The sequence below is a fragment of the Paraburkholderia sp. EG286B genome, from assembly GCF_040965655.1.
GTDB lineage: Bacteria > Pseudomonadota > Gammaproteobacteria > Burkholderiales > Burkholderiaceae > Paraburkholderia.
On the sequence record NZ_JBFRCF010000008.1, the window covers coordinates 21,171 to 39,312 of the forward strand.

Here is an 18,142-nt window from a genome sequence, read left to right on the forward strand (position 1 = left end):
CCGGCCCGGCCAACGCGCTGCGACAGGCCGGTCGCACCTTCGTTAGAATCATCGTTTGCTTTCAGGCGCCTTCCTGGTCCCTTCTCTTCCTTCTGCCCGGAATTCCCGTGTCCGACCGACCGACCGATCCCGCGCTCGCCGTCGCGAGCCCAGCCGCCCATCATCGGGCGCTGCCCGCCGCCACGCGTCATCGCGCGCGCATCGCGACCATGGCGCTCTTTTTCGTCGCCGGCATGATGTACGCGTCGTGGGGCGTGCACGTGCCCACCGTGCGCGACAAGTTCCATCTGAGCCCGGCGCTGCTCTCCTACGCGCTGTTCGCGGTCGCGGGCGGCTCGATCGCCGCGATGACGACCATCGGCGGCTGGATCGCGCGCGTGGGCTCGCGCCGCGCCTGCCTCACCGGCGGCCTGACGATGTCCGTGTGCGGCGCGCTGATCCTCGTGGTCCCGTATTACTGGATGCTGATCGTCGTGCTCGCCTTTTTCGGCGTGGGCATGGCCACGCTCGACGTCGCCATGAACGCCGAAGCGAGCGCCGTGGAAGAAGCCGTCGCCAAGCCGATCATGTCGGGGCTGCACGGCATGTTCAGCCTGGGCGGCATGGCGGGCGCGGCGATTGGCGGCGCGCTGCTCGCGCGCGGCATGGCGCCGGCGCTGCATCTCTTTCTCGCTTCGGCGCTGGCGGCGCTCGTGCTGTTCGTCTCGTGCCCGGCCGTCCTGCCGCACGTGCCGCACGCCACACACGGGGAGCACGCGAAAACCGGCAACCGCTGGCGCACGCCCGCGCTCTGGGCGCTCGGCGCCATCGCGCTCATCGCGCTGATCGCCGAAGGCGCAATGTACGACTGGGCCACAGTCTACATGCGCGACGTGGTGCTCTCCACACCTGCGCTCGCCAGCGCGGCCTACGCGGCGTTCTCGGGCGGCATGGCCGCGGCGCGCTTCGCCGGCGACGCCGTGCGCGCACGCTTTGGCGCGCCGCAGCTCGTGATGGCGAGCGCCTCGCTCGCGTGCGCGGGCATGATCGGCGCGCTGTTGCTGCCGTTCTCGTTCACGGCGCTCACGGGCTTCACGCTGATGGGCCTCGGCCTCGCCAACATGATGCCGGTGCTGTTCGCGGCCGCCGCGCGCGTGAAAGGCATTCACGCGGCCGAAGGGCTAGCGCACGTCGCGGGCATTGCGTATTTCGGCTTGCTGTTCGGCCCGGTGGTGATCGGCGGCATCACGCAGGTGACCAATCTCACGGTCGGGCTCGCCGTGGTGGCGTTGTGCGCGGCGCTCGTGGCGTTTGCGGGGCCGAAGGTGCTGCGGCGGCTGGGGATCTGAAAGCGCTTCTAGCGCATCGATAGCCGCGCGGCGCGCAACCCCAAACGAGAAAAAAAGCCCGCGGGCCGAAACCCGCGGGCTTTTCCAATCGCGTGAGCGAAATCGGTAAATACGCGCTAAGCGCGATTTACATCTTCACGACGTCGAGCAGCGACTTCTTGCCCGACTTGTAGTTGTACAGCGAGATCACGCCGTGCTTGAGGTCGCCCTTCGAATCGAAGGTCGTCTCGCCAATCACGCCCTTGTAGTCCGTCGTCGGCATTTCGGCGAGGATCTTTGCCGGATCCGTCGAGTTCGCACGCTTCATGGCGTCGACGATGATGTACACAGCGTCATACGTGAACGGTGCGTAGATCTGGATCGGCTGGCCGAAGCGCTTCTCGAACTTGGCTTCGAATTCCTTGCCGCCCGGCATCTTTTCGAGCGCCATGCCTGCTTCCGAACACACGATGTTGTCGGTCGCGTCGCCAGCGAGGTCGGCCAGCTTGTCGGTACAGACGCCGTCACCCGCGAGCACCTTCGCGCGCAGGCCAAGCTGCTTGGCTTGCTTGGCGAACGGGCCGCCGGTGGCGTCCATGCCGCCGTACATGATCGCGTCGGGGTTTTCGCCCTTGATCTTCGTCAGAATGGCGCGGAAGTCCACGGCCTTGTCGTTCGTCGCGTCATGCGACAGCACGTTCATGCCGAGCGACTTGGCGGTCTTCTCGAATTCGTTCGCGAGACCCTGGCCATAAGCCGTCGAGTCGTCGACCACGGCAACGGTCTTGACCTTCAGGTTCTTCGCCGCGTAGTTCGCGAGCGCCGGGCCCTGCTGGGCGTCCGTCGCCACGACACGGTAGGTCGTCTTGAAGCCTTGTTGCGTGTAGGCCGGGTTCGTGGCCGACGGCGAGATCTGCACGATGCCTGCATCGCTGTAGATCTTCGATGCCGGGATCGAAGTGCCCGAGTTCAGGTGGCCGACGACGGCAACGACCTTGTCGTCGACGAGCTTCTGCGCGACCTGGGTGGCCGTGCGCGGGTCAGCCGCGTCGTCTTGTGCGTCGAGCACGAGCGTGACCTTCTGGCCGCCGACCATGAGGCCCTTCGCGTTGATCTCTTCGACTGCGAGACGTGCGCCGTTTTCGTTGTCTTTACCGAGGTGCGCAATCCCACCCGTAAGCGGCGCGACGTGGCCAATCTTGACCGTAACGTCTGCGCTCGCTGCCGTTGCGAACGACGCGAACATAATGGCCGCAGCGCTGATCGGCAACAGCTTGTGAAGCTTGATAGTCATGTAAGTCTCCAGTTTCGAACCCAAAAGCTACGTAATCGCCCAGTGCTCCCGCGCCCCGAACGTGTCGCTCCCCGTGCGGACGACCACGCAGGATGCATCCTTGATGCACCTGGCCAGCATGGCGAATGGTCCGTTCATGGCGGGCCGCCCATCCATACTTGCGCGCAAGTGTAGGTGATCAAATTAATTTGGGGGATTTTTTTCAGATATTGGTGCGAGTACCAATATGCGTAGTGCAAGAACAGTTCGAAACCCTGATCAATCGACCGCAAGCCTTATGTAATAAGGCATCCCGACTTTGGATCCAATTATTGGGAGATTCCCTGAGGGGTCCCGCGCGAATCGTTTTTTGGATTGGTTGACGGGAGTTATTGGTGTGTTAGCGCACGCGTTCCGGGAATACACCAGGACGCCTTGCGACCATATGAAAATCCCTCGCATTCGCGATAACGTTTGCGAGTTGCGCGCGCGTCGGGCACGCGCTTTTTGCGCGTGCCGGTTCAAGTAAGCATTCGATTAATTTCGGACGCCGATGCGTTGCAGACCCGCATCTCATGCGGCCAGATACCTCACGCGTCGTGACTGAGTCTGCCGAGTCGTTCGCTGAACAGTTTGCCGAGAAGCGCGCGCGATTCGGCATCGAGCGCCGCAACGATTTGCGCGGCGCCGAGACCGGCCTCGCGCGTGCGCGAAAGCGGTGCGCCCTGCCCCGACCACAGCGAAAGATAGTCGCCGTCGTTCTCGCGCGCCGCGCGCTGACGCAACGGCTGCGTGAGCGCGTTCTGCACGGGGTACGGCGCGACCGTCTCGGGCCGTGCTTCGAGTTGCTGCATGAGCGGATTGCGAATGCCGCGCGCGTGGCGCCCGGTGATCGCGCGCGTGACCGAGGTCGCGGTATCCGTCGACGCACGCAGCCGCGCCTTCCAGCCGGCGGGAATCGCACTTTCCGCGCAGCCGAGAAACGCGGTGCCCATCTGCACGCCTTGCGCGCCCAGCGCGAGCGCCGCGACGATGCCGCGCCCGTCCATGATGCCGCCCGCCGCCAGCACCGGCAGGCCGGCCGCCTCGACGGCATCCACGAGTTGCGGCACCAGCGCCATCGTGCCGACGAGCGCGTGCGGCGCCTCGCCGATGAACGTGCCGCGGTGCCCGCCCGCTTCGGCGCCTTGCGCGACGATCGCATCCGCACCCGCGTCGCGCCACGCGAGGGCTTCGGCCACGTGCGTCGCCGTGCCCATCACGTAGCTGCCCGCTGCCTGCAGGCGCGCAACATCGGCCTTGGGCAACAGGCCGAACGTGAAGCTCACCACCGGCACGCGCAACTCGATCACCATGTCCAGTTGCGCGCGAAAGTCGGGCGCGTAACGTGCGAGCGCCTCGCCGGGCGGCAGGCCGAACTGCGCCGCCACCGGATCGATCGCTTCGAGCGCGCGGCGCACGGTGGCCTCTTCGGGATGCGCGGGGTCGAGCACGAAGAGATTCACGCCGAACGGCTTGTCCGTGAGCGCGCGAATCGCGGCGACTTCGCTCGCGATCTTTTCGGGCGCAAGCGCCGCGCCGGCGAGAAAACCGAGCCCGCCCGCGTTGGATACCGCCGCGATGAGCGCGGGCGTGGTCGGGCCGCCCGCCATCGGCCCCTGCACGAGCGGCAGGCGCAATCCGAAGCGGCGGCTGAACGGCGTGGAAAAGTCGGGCGATGTGCGCAACGCGGGAGCAGAACTCATGAGGCGATCCTTGTATGGCGGAATGAGCGATGACGGTACAAATCGCTACCGACTCTAGCCAAAGCCCTCGTGCCCGAAAAATGAATAATCGAGATCATTACGATCCGCTTGCGAGAACGAGGTTTCCGTGGCGTGCGCTGCAGAGGTTCAAGGGCCTATGGCAAACTGGCTCCCCGATTTCGCGACGCGCCGCGGGCAGTGTGCGAGCCGCCTGCCTGAGCGCTGCGGCGCGTCGCATGACTCATTGATGAAGACGGAGAAACAACATGAGCGTTTCGACCCAATGGATCGACATTCCCGCCGGCAATGACAGCTTCGGCGCGTACCTCGCGCTGCCCAAGGGCGGCAAGGGCCCGGGCATCGTCATCCTGCAGGAGATCTTCGGCGTGAACGGGCACATCCGCGACGTCGTCGAGCAATACGCGCTCGACGGCTACGTGGCGATCGCCCCCGACGTGTTCTGGCGCGCAGCCCCGCGCGTCGAGCTCGACTACGTGGGCGCGGACCGCGATCGCGGCATCGCACTGATGCAGAAGACGGACGTCAACCTCGTGGTCGAGGACATCGCCGCGACGGCGGCCGCGCTGCGCGCGCTGCCCGAGTGCACGGGCAAGGTTGCGGCGATCGGCTACTGCTTCGGCGGCCGCCTTGCCTACCTCGCGGCCGCCAGCGGCTCGGTGGATGCAGCGGTGTCCTACTACGGCGGCGGCATCCAGAATCAGCTCGATCTCGCCGACCAGGTCACCAAGCCGATTCTCTTCCACTACGCCGAGCTCGATCACGGCATTCCGCTGTCGGCGGTGGGCCAGGTGAAGGAGCGCTTCGCGGGCCGCCCGAACGCCGAGTTCCACCTGTACCCGAACGCCGATCACGGCTTCAACTGCTCGGTGCGCGCCTCGTACAACCAGCACGCTTCGGCGCTCGCGCACGGCCGCACGCTGAGCTTCCTCGCCGAGCATCTGTAATACCCTTCGGGCGGCGGCGGTTGTCGCGATGAGGCCTTGCCGCCGCCCGTCAGTCGTTGTGCGCGCACCCCTTGCTGCATCGATGCGCGCGCAACGACAGACCCCGCAAGCGCGCCGCCCGCTTACACTCCTTGCGTAGCCCGTATCGCCCAAGCCCGGCCCCAACCCGACGACGAGGAGTGCGCGCCTTGCAGTCCGACTATCTGGAATACGACGCCATCGGCCTCGCCGATCTCGTGCGCCGCCGCGAGGTGAGCGCGCGCGAGTTGCTCGACACCGCCATCGCCCGTGCGGAAGCCACCAACCCTGCCATCAACGCCATCGTCCTCAAGGACTATGAAGCGGCGCGCGAGCGCGCGCGGCGCATCGAGGCGTCCGGCAACGGCGTGAGCGCGCTGAGCGAAGGGCCGCTCGCGGGTGTGCCGTTTCTCGTCAAGGACCTCGGCGCGGCGGTGGCCGGGCTGCGCATGACGCTCGGCAGCCGCCATTACCGCCATTACATCCCCACCGCCGACGCGCCCGTGGTCGCGCGCTTTCGCGCCGCGGGCCTGAACATCTTCGGCAAGACCAGCGCCTCGGAACTCGGGCAGATGCCCTACACCGAACCCGAGCTGTTCGGCCCCTGCCGCAACCCGTGGAACCTCGATCACACGCCCGGCGGCTCGAGCGGCGGCGCGGCCGCCTCGGTCGCGGCGGGCATCGTGCCGCTCGCGCATGCGTCCGACGGCGGCGGGTCGATCCGCATTCCGGCGTCGTGCTGCGGGCTCTTCGGCTTCAAGCCGTCGCGCGCGTTCCAGCCCGCGTCCGACGTGCCGCCGCCGCCCGGCGCGCTCGGCGTCGATCTCGCGGTGTCGCGCAGCGTGCGTGACAGCGCGCTGATGCTCGACCTGATCGCCGGCGACCCCGCGCTGCCTGCCGGCGCGCCCGGCACCTTCCTCGCCGCCGCGCGCGCGCCGCTCGACGGATCGAAGCCGCTCGCCATCGCGCTGCTGACCGAGCCGATGTTCGCGGACACGGTTTCGCCCGAAGTGCGCAGCGCGCTCGACGACGCCGCCGAACTGCTCACGTCGCTCGGCCATCGCGTGGAGCCGTATTCGCTGCCCGTGAACTACGCGCAGGCGCGCGAAGCGTTCCTCATGCTGTGGTCGGTGGTGGCCGAACAGTACGTGCTGCACGCGGACGACATCACCGGCACTAAGCCGCGCCGCCGGGAGTTCGAGATCGCCACCTGGGCCATGGCGCACATCGGCCAGAAGCTCGGCGAGCGCGAGCTGCCCGCGGCGCTCGACGTGCAGCAGCGCATCACGGCGCAGCTCGCCGACCTGATGAAGCGCTACGACGTGCTGCTGTGCCCGACGCTCGCGGCGCCGCCGGTGAAAATCGGCGAACTGAAGCCAAGCCAGAGCGAGCGCATCCAGATGCGCGCGGTCACGGCCATGCCGGTGGAAGTGCTGATGAGAAAGCTGCTGACCGAAGCCTCGAACAAGGCGTTCGCGTGGGCGGGCTGCACGGAGCTGTTCAACCTGACGGGCCAGCCGTCGATGTCGGTGCCGCTCGCGTGGAACGCTCGTGGGCTGCCGATCGGCGTTCAGTTCGCCGCGCGCGAGGGCAACGACGCGTTGTTGCTGCGCCTCGCGGCGCAGCTGGAGGCGGCGCGCCCGTGGTTCAACCGTCGGCCGCCGCTGCTGCAGGCGCGGCTCTAGCGCGCTCGCGCTTCCTTTCTGAACGACGTGCGCGGGCAGCGAAGCGCGTGGGGTCTACGCATTGCACCGCCCGCGCCGATTCATCACGCCTTCTTGTTATAGGCGCTGCACCAGCCCTTACCGGCGACCTGCTTGCCGCCGAACATCGGGCACGGCGCGAACGCGTCGGTGGCCTTGCCCTGATAGAACGTGCAGTTGCTGCAGTCCTGGCCGGCGGCGTACTTCGCGAACTTCGCTCGGTCGACCTTGGTCGCGTCGAGCTTGTAGCCGAGCGCCTGGGAAGTGGGATCGGATTCGGCAGCCTTGGGCGCGTCGGCGAAGGCCTGGCGCGAAAGCGCGAGCGTCGAAGCGACGCCGATGCTCGTGATCAGAAAGCTGCGGCGGGACGATTTCATATGACTCACTCCAGTATTGTGGCGATTCGTTCGCTGGGTTTTCGCGCGGCGCTTTCGTGTGGCGCGTGCCGCGCATGCCTCTGAGCCGCTCTGGTGGCGGCGTCGCGAAGAAGCTTAACAACGAAGCAAGCCCCGGTGACGCTGCAATGCTGGAGATAAGTGAGCGGCATGATGCCGCTCATTGGAAGAAGGGCGCAAAGCCCGATCAATCGAACGAAGCCATCTCGCAGACGCGCTGCGCGATCGCCAGCGAAGCCGTGAGCCCCGGCGACTCGATGCCGAACAGGTTTACGAGGCCGCGCACGCCGTGCGACGCCGCGCCCTGGATCATGAAATCGGCGGCCGGTTCGCCAGGCCCCGAGAGCTTCGGGCGGATGCCCGCGTAGGCCGGCTGCAGCGCGCCGTCGGGCAGCGCGGGCCAGTAGGTGCGGATCTGCGCGTAGAAGGACTCGGCGCGGCGGGGATCGACGTCGTAATCGACCGCATCGATCCATTCGACGTCGGGGCCGAAGCGCGCCTGGCCGCCCAGATCGAGCGTGAGATGCACGCCGAGGCCGGCGTCGTTGGGCATCGGGTAGATGAGACGCGAGAACGGCACGCGACCCGACACGCTGAAGTAATTGCCGCGCGCCAGATAGAACGGCGGCACGTGGCGCGCGTCGAGCCCGCGAATGCGTTTGGCGAGCTTCGTCGCATACAGGCCCGCGCTATTGACGACGCAGCCGGCGCGGATGTCGATCGGCGCGTCGCCGCCCGTTCGCACCGTGAAGCCGCTGCCCAGCGCATCGATCGACTCGACCGGCGACTTCAGCGCGATCACGGCGCCGTCGCGCTCGGCGTCGCCTTGCAGCGCAAGCATGAGCTGATGGCTGTCGACGATGCCGGTTTGCGGCGAGTACACGGCCGCGACGCATTCGAGCGCCGGTTCGAGCGCGAGCGCCTCGCTGCCGCTGATGCGCGTGAGGTCGAACACGCCGTTTTCCTTGCCGCGCGCGCGAATCGCCTCGAGTTGCGGAATCTGGTTCGCCGCCGTGGCGACGAGCAGCTTGCCGCAGCGCGCGTGCGTGACGTTGTGCGACGCGCAGTACTCGTAGAGCATTTCGCGCCCGCGCACGCACAATGTGGCCTTGAGCGAGCCGCGCGGGTAGTAGAGCCCGGCGTGAATGACCTCGCTATTGCGCGAACTGGTGCTGGTGCCGATGGCCTCGGCGGCTTCGAGCACGATCACCTCGCGCCCGCGCGCCGCAAGCGCACGCGCTACGGCGAGGCCGACCACGCCCGCGCCGATCACCACGCATTCGATCTGGTCCATGTCCCTGCGTCCCGCCTTCGCAGCGCCGGCAGGCAAGCCAGCCGCGCCGCGATCCTCTCTGCCATGGGATGGGCAACGCACAACGCGCGCCGCCGCGTGACAAAAATTGTACGCCGCCCGGCGGGGAGGCTACGCCAGACTCTCGCAAGGAAAGAGCGGAAGGGAACAGAGATAGATTGTCGCCGCGCACCCGCCGAGGCGTCAGTTGGCGACGTTGCGAGCGTGGAAGAAGCCCGCGGCCTGCTCGCGAGGCGCGGTATAGCCGCCCATCGCGTATTGCTGCGGATAAGCCGGCGAATTCGGGTCCAGACTCAGTTCGCCGTGCGCACGGGCGCTGGCCAGCTCGGCCTTCACCTGGGCGCGCGTCTTCGGGGCGTTCGTGGCGACCGCCGCGACGGGAAGTGATTGAACCTCTGGCGTCGCCGCATCGCCGCCCGCGAATGCGGGCGCGGCGGCAAGGGCGGTGGCGGCGCTGACCAGCAGGGCAGCAAGCGTAACGGACGGCTTCATGGCGAGGCTCCTTCGAGGCGATGCCCGGCAAGCTTTGCAACCCATGCTGGCCAGCCGGCGGAATCCGGACAACGTGTCGGACACGTCGAAGCCAGTGTAAACACGGGCTATCGAAAAACCATCCCGATAAGCAACAAGTCACCGTTGCAGCCACGACAACAATTTTCACCAAAACACCGCAGACACATTTATGTTTGTTGCACTTCAATAACCAATCGTTCGACGCACGATGGTTGAAGCGCGCCCGCCGCGTCCCCATCTCTCATGAACCGCTGCGGTCCGGCGTTTGCGAACCCGGTATAGGATCGATGGTCAGAACGTACCCGCCCCGCCGTAGCGTTGCCGACACTGTCGCTTCGCGCGGCGCCGTGCACGGAGCCACCCATATGAAGTTGTGGAAACATTGCCTTGCCCTGCTGATCCTGGCCGCCCTCTCGGGAACGAGCGTGTGCGCGCTGGCGCAGGGAACGGCGCAGCCGGCCTATACGACGCCTTCGGAACCCCCCATCCTGCCGGGCGCGCAAGCGCCGGCGCCTCCTCCGCCCGCGACCTCACGCGCCGTGACGCCCCCGCCACCACCGCCGCCGCCCACTGCGCCCGCGGGGACCGCTGTGGCGCCCGAGGCGGCGCCTGTCACCCAGGGCGCTGTCCAGTGGGAGCTGCAGGTCATGCGCGACGGCCAGCAAATCGACGCGTTCAATGGCACGACCTCGATCGGCCAGGCGCATACGGACACGCATCACAAGGTCGTCTCGCACAACGTGGGCTGCAAGGATCAGCCGGCAGGCAGCATCGATCTGTCGCGCACGATCACCGTTTCGCCGTTGCAGGTGCGCGCGAACCTGGTCGTCCTGTCGGTCGAGGCGCAGGAAACGCTCGAAAACGACGCCGTGCCGACGACGCCCGAAGGCTGCCGGCTGCCGCCGCAGCCGCGCCAGGTGAGCGCGAGCCATCCGGGCCTGATCGTGCCCGATGGGCAGTGGGTGACCTGGCAGATCGTCGACCAGAACCCCTCGCTGGCGTACCGGGTGCGCGCGATACTCGCGCCGCCGTCCGCACAGTGACCGCACCGATCCAATGCACGACCCGGCGTGACCCAATCCGTTAGAAAAAAACGCATGCGAAATCCCGAACAACCGCTCATCGACACTTCACTGAGCAAAGACTTCGTGGCCGTGAGCTGGAATCTGCACAAGGGCCGCTCGCCGCTGGGCTTCGAGGCCTGGGAGGCGATGCGGCGCTGGGTCCAGTCCACCCATGCCGACGCCTGGTTTCTGCAGGAAGCGATGGCCCGCCGCTTGCCGCAGCCGGTGCTCGCCTCGGCCTTCGGCGCGCAGCTGGGCGACCCCCTCGACGACGTCTGGCACTGCCAGGCCACCGAAATCGCCACCGCGCTCGAATTGCAGATCGCCCTCGGGCCCAACGTGTTCAAGCCTTCATGGCGGCACGGCAATGCGATTCTTTCGCCGCATCCGCTCGATCTGGGCGGCCGCTGGGACATTTCCGCGCACCGCTTCGAGCGGCGCGGGCTGCTCGTTGCGCGCGCAAACGTCGCCGGGCAGTCCGTCACGCTGCTGTGCGCGCACCTTGCGCTCACGCGCAGCGCGCGGCTGCGGCAGATGAACTGGATCGCGCACTGGATCGTGAAGGAAGCGCCGCAGGGGCCGCTCGTGCTGGCGGGCGACTTCAACGACTGGCGCAACGACTCCGTGCCGCTCTTCGCGGAGCATGGGCTGCAGGAAGTCGCGACGCTGCTCGGCGAGCCGGCGCGCACCTTTCCGGCCTTCTCGCCGGCGCTCGCGCTCGACAAGATGTTCGTGCGGGGCCTCAAGCCCGTCGAGCTGATCCAGCCCGCGCAGGAGACCGCCTGGCTCTCCGATCACCTGCCGTACATGGCGCGCCTGCGGCTCGAAGACTGACGCGCCGGGCGGCGGCGCGACGCGGTTCCGCCGAAGCATCCGCGCGACACGCTCCCGATCGCGGCCACCGGCACGCGCAAGCCCGCGCTAATATGTCGCGTCGCGCGCGCCGCGCGTTTCGTCAGGTCTCCTCAGATGCATTACCTCGCCACGCTGCTGCAGATCGTTGTCGTCTATCTGTTTGCGCTCATCAGCCCTGGCCCGAACTTCTTCATGGTCACGCAGCTTTCGCTTGCCGGCCGGCGCGGCCTGGGCGTCGCATCGGCGGCGGGCGTGGGCGTCGGCTCGACACTCTGGGCGGCGCTCGCCATGCTCGGCTTCGCGGCCGTGCTGCAGCACATCGGCTGGCTCTACAACGGCGTGCGCGTGGCCGGCGCGCTCTATCTCGTCTGGTTCGGGCTCAAGCTGCTGCGCTCCGGCGTGCGCCGCGAGCTGGCTGCCGCGGCACAGGCCGCAGTCGCACCGCCGCCTCTCGCCGACCGGCGCGCGTGGCTGCGCACCTGGCGCGCGGGACTCATCACCTGCCTCACGAACCCCAAGTCGTGCGTGTTCTGGACCAGCGTGTTCGCGGCCGTGTTTCCGGCGCATCCGCCGCTGTGGTTCTATGGCGTCGCGCTCGGCACGGTCGCCGCGATGTCGTTCGGCTGGCATTGCAGCCTCGCCTTCCTGTTCGCCGACGACCGCACCCAGCGCGGCTACCGCCGCCTGCGCCGCCCGATCGACGCGTTTTGCGGCGCCGCGCTGATCGGGCTCGGCGTGAAGCTCGCGGCCGACCGCTAGCGCGCGTTCATGCGCCTCGGGCTCCCCGGTCGCCGCGGCGCACCGCCGCAGCACCGCTGCAGCGTCGCAAATGGCGCCATTACGCGCGTATCGGCGCCTAAAAGCCGCGTCGAAACTGCCCCGCTAGCAGGGTCAATGCTGCGGGCTGTCAGACCTTCCGGTATCATTTAGCCGAAAATTCGCACACGCCGATCGCGTTTTCGCAATCTGCCGCGTGTCGCCAGCAACAGGAAAGCCCGCTCTCGCGGGTCCTGGCAAGGTCCGCTGCGGCCCGCGAGGCCCGGCGAAGTTTGACCCGCCGCCCCCTTTTGCCGTCGCCAGCAGTCCCGGCCGTTGCGTGTTGCGCCGGCGCGCGGATGCCAGCACACCGCCGCAGCGAGCCACCCTCCCTTGCCGCGCAGGGGACCCAACCCGGTCCAGGCAGATCGACAAGCAGGATCGACCGGGTCCTTGCGGCTCGAGCGCGGTAAAATAGCGGATTGCGCCTCGTTCGCAGCGGGGCGAACTGGCAAAACAACAGGGACTTGCCTGCCGTGGCGTAACACCAGGCCGCCGGGTCCCGGGCATATCGTCAAAGCTACGCTGTACTGGACAGCAGGCCGGCAGGATCGCCGCAGTCAGGCGGCGCTTGTTTCGCACTTCAGGAACCATGAGCAAATTCACCGAAGAAACCGTTCTGAGCGTCCATCACTGGACCGACACGCTTTTCAGCTTCACCTGCACGCGCGACCAGGCCCTGCGTTTCGACAACGGCCAGTTCACCATGGTCGGCCTCGAAGTGGACGGCAAGCCGCTGATGCGCGCGTACTCGCTCGCGAGCGCCAACTACGAAGAGCATCTGGAGTTTCTCAGCATCAAGGTGCCGGACGGCCCGCTCACGTCGCGCCTGCAGCACCTGAAGATCGGCGACAAGGTGCTGATCGGCAAGAAGCCCGTCGGCACGCTGGTGGCCGACAACCTGCTGCCCGGCAAGGTGCTGTGGCTGCTCTCGACCGGCACGGGCCTCGCCCCGTTCATGTCGATCATCAAGGACCCGGACATCTACGACCGCTTCGACAAGATCGTGCTCACGCACACTTGCCGTTTCGTCGACGAACTCGCGTACAAGGACTTCATCACCGAAGAACTGCGCGAGCATGAATACCTCGGCGAAATCGTGCGCGAAAAGCTGGTGTACTACCCGACCGTCACGCGCGAAGTGTTCGACAACCGCGGCCGCATCACCGAACTGATCGACACGAAGAAGCTGTTCGAAGACCTCGATCTGCCGACGTTCTCGCCCGAGCGCGACCGCATCATGCTCTGCGGCAGCACGCACATGCTGCGCGACACCGTCGAACTGCTCGAAAAGGCCGGCCTCACGGAAGGCAGCAACAACCAGCCGGGTCACTACGTGGTGGAAAAGGCGTTCGTCGGTTAAGCGCCCGCCTCAGGTCACTCGCGACAAGAAGAACCGGAGCCTCGTGCTCCGGTTTTTTTTCGCCTGCGCATTTTTATTTGGCCCTTTATTTTGTCGCTGGCACAGTTACAGTTGTCACACAAATGCGATACCTTTCCTGTCAGTATTTTTCCTACATGACAAAGGCCCGCGACCTCATGCGACACCTGAAGTTTGGCCGCTAACCCTCGTCCAGCCTGAAGTTTTTCCTTTTTTAAGATATTATCGCAGCGCAACATTGGACACACTGATACGTGTCCAGGGGCAGAGCCAGGTTGTTACTGGTTGTAAATTTCGTTACGCTGCGCCGTGCTGTTCGCCGTCACGTCGGGGAGGCCAAATCCCGACGGACGTCTGACAGCAGGAACCGGTTCCTGAACGGGGGAATGATGGATACGTCGAGATACGCCGCGCCGAACGCGCGCACGCCCGCCGGCGATGCGCCGCGCGCCGCTCATGGCGTCGACGGCCTCGCCCTCCTCGCATGGTCCGCTGCGGCCGACGAGGCGGCCACGGTGGCCGCGCTCGAAGGCCTCGACCGCGCGCATCGGCAGATTGCCGCGCCAGCACGCGGCGCGCGCCGGCGCGCGAGCCGCACGCTTGCCCACGGCAGCGCCGCCCAGTCCATCCACGCCGACGAAGCCGTCCGCCACCAACTCGCGCGCGACCTGCACGACAGCGTCGGCGCGGAACTCGCCGCCACGCACTTCGCGCTCGCCAACGTCCACACCTGGCTGCCCGCCAACGCCCCGCCGCAATGCGCCGAGGCGCTCGCGCTCGTCGCCCGCTCGCTCGAAGCCGCCACCGGCGCGATGCGCCAGGTGCTCGACGGCCTGCACGCGCCGCACCTCGACGCGGGCCTGGCGCCCGGGCTCTCGACCTGGGTGCTCGGCTTCGCGGCGCGCACGGGCCTCGCCGCAAGCGTAGCCGGCGCCAGCGACGACGCGCGCCTCGCCCGCCTGCCCGCCGAGGCCGCGCTCGCCGTGTTCCGCGTCGCCCAGGAAGCGCTCGCCAACGTGGCGCGCCACGCGCAGGCCACGTGCGCCGAGGTGCGGCTCGAAAGCACGGCGCGCCACCTCACGCTCACGATCGCCGACGACGGCATCGGCCTCGCGCGCGCCGCGGGCCGCATGCGTCGCAGCCTGACGAATGGTCATGGCGACGACAGCACAGACAACGGCACGAGCCGCTCCGGCCACTACGGCCTCGCCGGCATGCGCGAGCGCTGCGCCGCCTTCGGCGGCTCGCTGCGCGCCGTCAAAGGCGGCATCGCACGCACGCATCACGACGACGCACCGCAGGAAGCCGCCCCGCGCGGCACGACCGTGCGCGCACGCTTCGCGTGGGACGCGCTGCTCGGCGTCGCCCATTCCGCCTCGCCCCTCCTCATCAAAGAAGGCGCCCGCTCATGACCCATCGCATCCTGCTCGTCGACGACCATGCCGTCGTGCGCCAGGGCGTTCGCCAGCTGCTGCTCGACCGCGGCATTGCCGCCGAGGTGATCGAGGCGCAAACGGGCGCCGAGGCGCTCGCCGCGATTGCGAAACACGTGTGCGACGTGGTCCTGCTCGACATCTCGCTGCCCGACATGAACGGCGTGGAGGTGCTCAAGCGCGCCAAGAAAAAGGCGCCGCGCGTGCCGGTGCTGATGTTCTCGATGTATCGCGAGGATCAATACGCGGTGCGCGCGCTGAAGGCGGGCGCGGCCGGCTATCTCTCGAAGACGGTGGACGCCGCGCAGATGATCTCCGCGATCCAGCAGGTCGCCGCGGGCCGCAAGTACGTGAGCCCGGCGATGGCCGAAGCGCTCGCCGACTACGTGCTGGTGGACGGCGAGCAGCTGCCCCACGAGAAGCTCTCCGACCGCGAATACCAGACGCTGTGCATGCTCGCCTCGGGCAAGCGTCTCACCGACATCGCCCACGCGCTCTCGCTGTCGGTGAAGACGGTGAGCGTCTACCGCACGCGCCTGCTCGAAAAGATGAAGCTCACCAACAACGCCGAGCTGACCTTCTATGTGATGAGCAACCGGCTCGTCGACCTCTCGCCTACCGTCAACGCCTGACGTTCCGGCGCCCCTGCGGCATCGAGGCGGCCTTCTCGCTACAACCCGTTGATCCGGAAATGAATTGCGCCGTTTGGGCGGGTCCCGGCAAGGATCGCGCTCGGGCGTCGCCGATTGCGGCGGAATCGTCCGCGTCAAACGAGCGTTTCCGACCCTGCTCGACCGGTCTCGCGCACGACTTCCGCTAAAATTTAGGGTTTCCCCCAAAGACATCCGGCACGCGAAGCCGGCGCAGGCGGGCGTAGGTCAATCATGGGTCAACCACGGGTGAACCACCGCTCCAGCTCCTCGCATTCGCGCGTTTTACGTGGAGTTCCCCGCCAAATGTCCCTCTTTCGCAAGAAGAACGTCGAGCACATGTTGCAGGCGAGCGCCCAGGGCGCCGGCCTGAAAAAAGCACTCGGCGCACTCGACCTCACCTTTCTCGGCATCGGCGCGATCATCGGCACCGGCATTTTCGTGCTGACCGGCACGGGCGCCGTGCAGGCAGGCCCGGCGCTCATGATCGCGTTCCTGATCGCGGCCGTGGCCTGCTGCTTCGCCGCGCTCGCCTACGCCGAGTTCGCCTCGACCATTCCCGTGGCCGGCTCGATCTACACCTATTCGTACGCCACGCTCGGCGAGCTGGCCGCATGGGTAATCGGCTGGGACCTGATGCTCGAGTACGGGCTCGCCACCTCCGCGGTCTCGGTGGGCTGGTCGGGCTACCTGCAGTCGCTGCTTTCGGGCTTCGGCCTCACGCTGCCCGCCGCGCTCTCGGCCGCGCCCGGCGCCGTGCCCGGCGTGCACACGCTCTTCAATCTGCCCGCCTTCCTCGTGATGATGGCGATCACGGGGCTGCTTTCCGTGGGCGTGCGCGAATCCACGCGCATCAACAACGTCATGGTGGCGATCAAGGTGACCGTGGTGCTGCTCGTGATCGCCGTGGGCGTGTTCCACGTCACCCCCGCGAACTGGCATCCGTTCATGCCCAACGGCTGGCGCGGCGTGTTCGGTGCCGCGGCCGTGATGTTCTTCGCGTTCATCGGCTTCGACTCGGTGTCGTCCGCCGCCGAGGAAGTGAAGAACCCAAAGCGCGATCTGCCCGTCGGCATCATCGCCTCGCTCGCCGTGTGCGCGGTGCTGTACGTCGCCGTGGCGGCGGTCGTGACCGGCATCGTGCCCTCGCCGCGCTTCGCCCATGTCGGCCACCCGGTTTCGTTCGCGCTGCAGGTGGCGGGCGAAAACTGGGTCGCGGGCTTCATCGATCTGGGCGCCGTGCTCGGCATGCTCACCGTGATCCTCGTGATGAGCTACGGCCAGACCCGCATCATCTACGCGATGTCGCGCGACGGCCTCTTGCCCGCCAAACTCTCGAAGGTGCATCCGCGCTTCGCCACGCCGTTCTTCACGACCTGGCTCGTCGGCATTTTCTTTGGTCTGATCGGCGCGCTCGTGCCGCTGAACGTGCTCGCCGAGCTGATCAACATCGGCACGCTCGCCGCCTTCTCGATGGTGTCGATCGCCGTGCTCGTGCTGCGCAAGACCCACCCGCACCTGCCGCGCGCGTTCCGCTGCCCGGGCGTGCCCGTGGTGCCGATTCTCGCGGTCGCTTCGTGCCTGTTCCTGATGATCAACCTTCAGCCGCTCACGTGGGTCGCGTTCCTCGTCTGGACCGCGTTTGGCCTCATCGTCTACTTCGGCTATTCGCGCCGCCATTCGCGTCTCGCCCACGCACCGCACGAGCGCGTGCATCACGACTGATGTTTGCGTGATCTTCGCGGCGCTTCGATCCCGCCTGGATCCCGCCTGGATTGCCTTCGATCGCTGCACTGCAACGCAACGGCCCGCCCCGAGTCATCGAGGCGGGCCGTTTTTTTGCGCACGCTGCAAGCATTCTGGAGGGTAAAACCCCGCGCAGCGAAATTCGGCAAATTGTGCTTTACTGTCCGGGCGTCACCCCCAGGCTTCACTGAAAAGCAAGGCACCAGCCGGACCCAGATGCCGCTCCACCCGCAATGGTTCGATCCGCCCGAAGCGTTCCGCGTGATTTGCGTGGCGCCGTGCGTTGCGCGCGCAAAGAGGCGCAATGCGTTGGACGGGCGAGTTTTCCTGCGGGCGGTTATAGCGGTCGATTCAGTGTAAAAAAAGCGGGCCCAGGCAGGTCTCTATCCCATCATCTGGCATGGGACCGGAGCCACACGCAGCGCCGTGCTCCGGTCGACATTGGAGACACATCAATGGCGATCAGTATTAGCCTCACGGTCAACGGCGCGCCCGTGACCGCCGAGGTCGAACCCCACACGCTCCTCGTCCAGTTCCTGCGCGAACAGCAGCGTCTCACCGGCACGCACGTCGGCTGCGACACCGCACAATGCGGGGCCTGCACCGTCCACCTGAACGGCCGCGCGATCAAGTCGTGCAACCAGCTCGCGGTGCAGTGCGACGGCATGGAGGTGACGACGATCGAAGGCCTCGCGAAAAACGGCGAGCTGCATCCCATGCAGGCCGCGTTCCGCGAATGCCACGGCCTGCAATGCGGTTTCTGCACGCCCGGCATGGTGATGTGCGCGACCGCGCTCGCCGCCGCCAAGCCCGACCTCACAGAAAGCGACATACGCGAAGGACTCGACGGCAACTTCTGCCGCTGTACGGGCTATCACAACATCGTGAAGGCCGTGGCCGCCGGCGCGCAGGCAATGCGCGCGGGCGCCCCCGCTGCCGCCACGACGGCGTGACTCGGGAGGCCAC

Annotated in this window: 15 protein-coding genes and 1 pseudogene; 11 read left to right on the top strand and 5 right to left on the bottom strand. The window is 67.1% G+C overall.

Annotation, left to right across the window (positions count from 1 at the left end):
• Positions 1 to 107 precede the first annotated feature (107 nt).
• Positions 108 to 1,328, top strand: coding sequence for an MFS transporter (locus tag AB4Y42_RS18565; RefSeq protein WP_069265204.1), 1,221 nt, complete (start codon positions 108 to 110; stop codon positions 1,326 to 1,328).
• Positions 1,329 to 1,455: 127 nt separating this feature from the next.
• On the opposite strand, the gene AB4Y42_RS18570 is transcribed toward AB4Y42_RS18565, so the two are convergent.
• Positions 1,456 to 2,601, bottom strand: coding sequence for a branched-chain amino acid ABC transporter substrate-binding protein (locus AB4Y42_RS18570; RefSeq protein WP_342924397.1), 1,146 nt, complete (start codon positions 2,599 to 2,601; stop codon positions 1,456 to 1,458).
• 569 nt (positions 2,602 to 3,170) lie between these two features.
• Positions 3,171 to 4,325 (bottom strand): NAD(P)H-dependent flavin oxidoreductase, encoded by a 1,155-nt coding sequence (locus AB4Y42_RS18575; protein ID WP_368694975.1) that lies wholly within the window; start codon positions 4,323 to 4,325, stop codon positions 3,171 to 3,173.
• Between the two features lie 266 nt (positions 4,326 to 4,591).
• Between AB4Y42_RS18575 and AB4Y42_RS18580 the strand changes: the two genes are divergently transcribed.
• Positions 4,592 to 5,290 (top strand): dienelactone hydrolase family protein, encoded by a 699-nt coding sequence (locus AB4Y42_RS18580; RefSeq protein WP_368689405.1) that lies wholly within the window; start codon positions 4,592 to 4,594, stop codon positions 5,288 to 5,290.
• A 188-nt stretch (positions 5,291 to 5,478) separates the two neighbouring features.
• The gene (locus AB4Y42_RS18585) at positions 5,479 to 6,993 is read left to right on the top strand and encodes an amidase (RefSeq protein ID WP_368694976.1); all 1,515 of its coding nucleotides are present in this window, start codon (positions 5,479 to 5,481) and stop codon (positions 6,991 to 6,993) included.
• Positions 6,994 to 7,076: 83 nt separating this feature from the next.
• Here AB4Y42_RS18585 and AB4Y42_RS18590 read toward each other — a convergent pair whose 3' ends face one another.
• From AB4Y42_RS18590 to AB4Y42_RS18600, 3 genes are all read right to left on the bottom strand, one after another.
• Positions 7,077 to 7,388, bottom strand: coding sequence for a high-potential iron-sulfur protein (locus tag AB4Y42_RS18590; protein ID WP_069265209.1), 312 nt, complete (start codon positions 7,386 to 7,388; stop codon positions 7,077 to 7,079).
• A gap of 205 nt (positions 7,389 to 7,593) precedes the next feature.
• Entirely contained in the window at positions 7,594 to 8,700 is a 1,107-nt protein-coding gene (locus AB4Y42_RS18595; RefSeq protein WP_368689407.1) for an NAD(P)/FAD-dependent oxidoreductase, read from the bottom strand.
• A 201-nt stretch (positions 8,701 to 8,901) separates the two neighbouring features.
• The gene (locus AB4Y42_RS18600) at positions 8,902 to 9,210 is read right to left on the bottom strand and encodes a DUF4148 domain-containing protein (RefSeq protein ID WP_368694977.1); all 309 of its coding nucleotides are present in this window, start codon (positions 9,208 to 9,210) and stop codon (positions 8,902 to 8,904) included.
• A 647-nt stretch (positions 9,211 to 9,857) separates the two neighbouring features.
• Here AB4Y42_RS18600 and AB4Y42_RS18605 point away from each other — a divergent pair.
• From AB4Y42_RS18605 to AB4Y42_RS18640, 8 genes and pseudogenes are all read left to right on the top strand, one after another.
• Positions 9,858 to 10,274: pseudogene (locus AB4Y42_RS18605) on the top strand (hypothetical protein); the annotation flags it as partial.
• Between the two features lie 54 nt (positions 10,275 to 10,328).
• Positions 10,329 to 11,129 (top strand): endonuclease/exonuclease/phosphatase family protein, encoded by an 801-nt coding sequence (locus tag AB4Y42_RS18610; RefSeq protein WP_042265511.1) that lies wholly within the window; start codon positions 10,329 to 10,331, stop codon positions 11,127 to 11,129.
• Between the two features lie 135 nt (positions 11,130 to 11,264).
• Entirely contained in the window at positions 11,265 to 11,909 is a 645-nt protein-coding gene (locus AB4Y42_RS18615; RefSeq protein WP_368694978.1) for a LysE family translocator, read from the top strand.
• Between the two features lie 649 nt (positions 11,910 to 12,558).
• Positions 12,559 to 13,329, top strand: a complete 771-nt coding sequence (locus tag AB4Y42_RS18620) for a ferredoxin--NADP reductase (protein ID WP_368689410.1) — start codon at positions 12,559 to 12,561, stop codon at positions 13,327 to 13,329.
• Positions 13,330 to 13,733: 404 nt separating this feature from the next.
• Positions 13,734 to 14,759, top strand: a complete 1,026-nt coding sequence (locus tag AB4Y42_RS18625) for a sensor histidine kinase (protein ID WP_368694979.1) — start codon at positions 13,734 to 13,736, stop codon at positions 14,757 to 14,759.
• The gene (gene rqpR, locus AB4Y42_RS18630) at positions 14,756 to 15,412 is read left to right on the top strand and encodes a response regulator transcription factor RqpR (RefSeq protein WP_368689412.1); all 657 of its coding nucleotides are present in this window, start codon (positions 14,756 to 14,758) and stop codon (positions 15,410 to 15,412) included. Before AB4Y42_RS18625 ends, rqpR begins: the two co-directional genes overlap by 4 nt.
• Positions 15,413 to 15,736: 324 nt before the next feature.
• Positions 15,737 to 17,155: an amino acid permease gene (locus tag AB4Y42_RS18635; protein WP_368694980.1), complete on the top strand. Its 1,419-nt coding sequence runs from the start codon at positions 15,737 to 15,739 to the stop codon at positions 17,153 to 17,155.
• Between the two features lie 476 nt (positions 17,156 to 17,631).
• The gene (locus AB4Y42_RS18640) at positions 17,632 to 18,129 is read left to right on the top strand and encodes a (2Fe-2S)-binding protein (protein ID WP_342924408.1); all 498 of its coding nucleotides are present in this window, start codon (positions 17,632 to 17,634) and stop codon (positions 18,127 to 18,129) included.
• Positions 18,130 to 18,142 lie beyond the last annotated feature (13 nt).